Here is a 3,005-nt window from a genome sequence, read left to right as displayed (position 1 = left end):
GCGGAATCGGGCCGGAGTGCGGGCATGCCGAGCCCAGGCGAGGCACCGAGTGGTGGGGCAAAGACCTTTTGGTTACTTTGGCTGGGCCGGCATTCCGGGCGTTTGCCAAAAGTGACCCGCTGAAAGAGCGGAACCATACGCGGCCGTTACCGCAGCAACGGATATGTACACTCCCCCCCTACTCCTCACAATCAAAAACCTCCCCCCGCCTGACCACACTCCCCGCCGCAAGCACCGCCCCCGGTGCCAACACCCCATTGGCACCCACCCGACACTGATCCCCCAACAACGCGCCAAACTTGTCACAACCAGTACCCTGCAACTGCCCGTCAACGCGCACCTGCACCTGCTTGTCGTCACGCTCGTTCCGGTAATTGGCGACGATGCTCCCAGCCTCCAGATTAACCCCGCGCCCCAGCACCGAATCACCGACAAAATTGAAGTGCGCCAACTTGCTGCCGCTGAAAACAAAGGATGTCTTGAGCTCTGCGCCAGGCCCAAAAATGCAATATTCATCCACCCAGCAACCACCTCTAAGGTAAGCACCAGCAGCGATAAAACAGTGAGCACCCACAATCAGCGGCGCTTTTAAAACAGCACCAACTTCAACGATCGCCGTCCGGTGCACGGCAATCTCGTCATGAATTTCATAATCTTCGTCAGACAGCCCCGCCAGCAATTGGCGAACCACGCCAGGCGCCTGGGTAACCAGTTCCCAAGGCGCCAGATCAGCCCAGGGCGCCAGCGGAGAGCGAGAAAAATCAGCGATGTAATCGGTGAGTCGAATCAACGTCGAGCCCTCTACAGATCAGAGAAGTCCGAAACGCTAGCATGAAACACGACTTTACAGTTTGTACAGACATGGATATTTTATCCAGATACCGACTTTCGAGAGATCCCTTCCATGCAATCGTCTTCGTACCATGACGTGATCAACGCCGCCGAACGCCTGGAGGGCTTCGCCAACCGCACGCCGGTGTACACCTCTCGCACCCTCGATGCCGAGACCGGCGCCCAGGTGTTTATCAAGTGCGAAAACCTGCAACGCACCGGTTCGTTCAAGTTTCGTGGGGCGTTCAATGCGCTTTCACGGTTTGACGAGGCACAGCGCAAGGCCGGCGTAGTGGCATTTTCCTCGGGTAATCATGCGCAAGGTATCGCACTGGCCGCCCGTTTGTTGCAGATGCCGGCAACCATCGTGATGCCCACCGACGCCCCCGCCGCCAAGGTCGCCGCTACCCGGGAATATGGCGCAAGCGTGGTGTTCTACGACCGCATCACCGAAGACCGCGAGCAGATCGGTCGCACTCTGGCCGAGCAACACGGCATGACCCTGATCCCTTCCTACGACCACCCGGACGTGCTGGCCGGCCAGGGCACCGCCGCCAAGGAGCTGCTGGAATTTACCGGCCCACTCGACGCCTTGTTCGTCGGCCTGGGCGGTGGCGGCATGCTCTCCGGCACCGCCTTGGCCACCCGTGCGTTGTCGCCCGATTGCCTGTTGTACGGGGTCGAGCCCGAAGCCGGGAATGACGGCCAGCGTTCATTCCAGAGCGGCAGCATCGTGCACATCGACACACCCGCCACCATCGCCGATGGCGCCCAGACCCAGCACTTGGGCCACCACACCTTTCCGATCATTCGCGAGAGCGTGACCGATATCCTCACCGTCTCGGATGCCGAGTTGGTGGCCTCGATGAAGTTCTTCATGCAGCGCATGAAAATGGTCGTGGAACCTACCGGCTGCCTTGGTCTGGCGGCCCTGCGAAACCTCAAGCATCAGTTCCGGGGCCAACGCGTGGGCATTATCGTGACCGGCGGCAACGTCGACCTCCAAACCTATGCGACGCTGCTGAGCACTCCACAATGAATATCATCCACACCTGCGCAGCCTCGACGCCTGCCGGTCACTATTCCCAGGCCGTGAGTCATCAGGGCACGCTGTACATCTCCGGGCAATTGCCGGTGAGCCCCGATGGGCGTCATAACCTTGAGGCGTCGTTTGCCGAACAGGCCCAAGTGGCCCTGGACAATCTGTTGGCGATCTTGAAGGCGGCAGGTGGTTCAGCCGCAGACCTGGTGAAAGTCACCGTGTATGTGGTGGGAGTGAAACACTGGCCTGAATTTGACGGCTTGTACGCCGCTGCGCTGGGGGAGCACCGCCCGGCCCGCGCGGTGGTGCCGGTGCCGGAATTGCACCACGGCTACCTGATTGAAATCGAAGCCGTGGCGCGTTCGGCGTAGGTCATTTGGCGTAGGTGTAGACCGCCGCCCGCGAGACCCCAAGGTGCGAGGCAACGGTTTCCATGGCACGTCGAATGTCCATCACGCCCGCCTCTTTCAGCTCTTGCATCAACAAGCGCCGGTCGGCAGCCTTGAGGGCGCGCGGGGTGGTCGCCAGGCGTGCGGCGAACTGGTCGATACGCGCGCGAATGGCATCTGCGCCGGACGGGTCGAGCGACTCGGCGGGCCGGTCGCCGCTGACCGAGCCGAACTGTTCCAGCATGCCCTGCAGGCCCCGGAACAGCGAGAGGTCAACGTTCATGCACAAGGCTGCCACGTATTTGCCGGTGGAGTCCTTGATGCCGATGGAGGTGCTCTTGACCTGGCGGCCGTCGGCGAACTGGTTTTGGTAGTTGGCGATCACCTGCGGGTAATCGGGATCGGCGATCCGCGCCAGGCCCAGCTCGGTGGCGGGGTCACCCGGTTGACGCCCGGAGAGGTTGTTGTGGATGGCCATGATTGCGTGCTGGGGGTCGCGCAGGTCGTGGAGTACGACCTCGCAAAACGGGCTGAAGGTCTTGCTCAGGCCTTCGGCAATCTGTTCGAGTTGGCTGATCAAGGCCGCTTGTTCGGGAGTGTGCTTTTTCATTCAGACAACATATCCAGTAGTGGATAGACCGTCAATTTGGCTTTTTTGGAGTGTGCGGTGGATATACCGGAAGCCTTGCTGAGGTGTGAGGATGGTCGGGGGGTATATCCGTTATTTGGGTGATGGCTTGTAT

4 protein-coding genes are annotated in these 3,005 nt (G+C 60.6%); 2 read left to right on the top strand and 2 right to left on the bottom strand.

Annotation, left to right across the window (positions count from 1 at the left end; translation table 11 throughout):
• Nucleotides 1-178: 178 nt before the first annotated feature.
• Complete coding sequence (locus SNL23_RS04280; protein ID WP_167664939.1) at nucleotides 179-790, bottom strand: LpxA family transferase; 612 nt, start codon at nucleotides 788-790, stop codon at nucleotides 179-181.
• A gap of 114 nt (nucleotides 791-904) precedes the next feature.
• Between SNL23_RS04280 and SNL23_RS04275 the strand changes: the two genes are divergently transcribed.
• A complete protein-coding gene (locus SNL23_RS04275) occupies nucleotides 905-1,870 on the top strand; it encodes a threo-3-hydroxy-L-aspartate ammonia-lyase (RefSeq protein WP_318301701.1) in 966 nt (321 codons plus the stop codon).
• The gene (locus SNL23_RS04270; RefSeq protein ID WP_318301700.1) at nucleotides 1,867-2,244 is read left to right on the top strand and encodes a RidA family protein; all 378 of its coding nucleotides are present in this window, start codon (nucleotides 1,867-1,869) and stop codon (nucleotides 2,242-2,244) included. The genes SNL23_RS04275 and SNL23_RS04270 overlap by 4 nt, the downstream gene beginning before the upstream one ends.
• A 1-nt stretch (nucleotide 2,245) precedes the next feature.
• Here SNL23_RS04270 and SNL23_RS04265 read toward each other — a convergent pair whose 3' ends face one another.
• Entirely contained in the window at nucleotides 2,246-2,872 is a 627-nt protein-coding gene (locus SNL23_RS04265; RefSeq protein WP_076016164.1) for a helix-turn-helix transcriptional regulator, read from the bottom strand.
• Nucleotides 2,873-3,005 lie beyond the last annotated feature (133 nt).

It is taken from the genome of Pseudomonas sp. SED1 (assembly GCF_034044025.1).
Lineage (GTDB): Bacteria > Pseudomonadota > Gammaproteobacteria > Pseudomonadales > Pseudomonadaceae > Aquipseudomonas.
The sequence above is the reverse complement of the archived record's forward strand: the minus strand, read 5'-3'. Positions and strand labels throughout refer to the sequence as shown.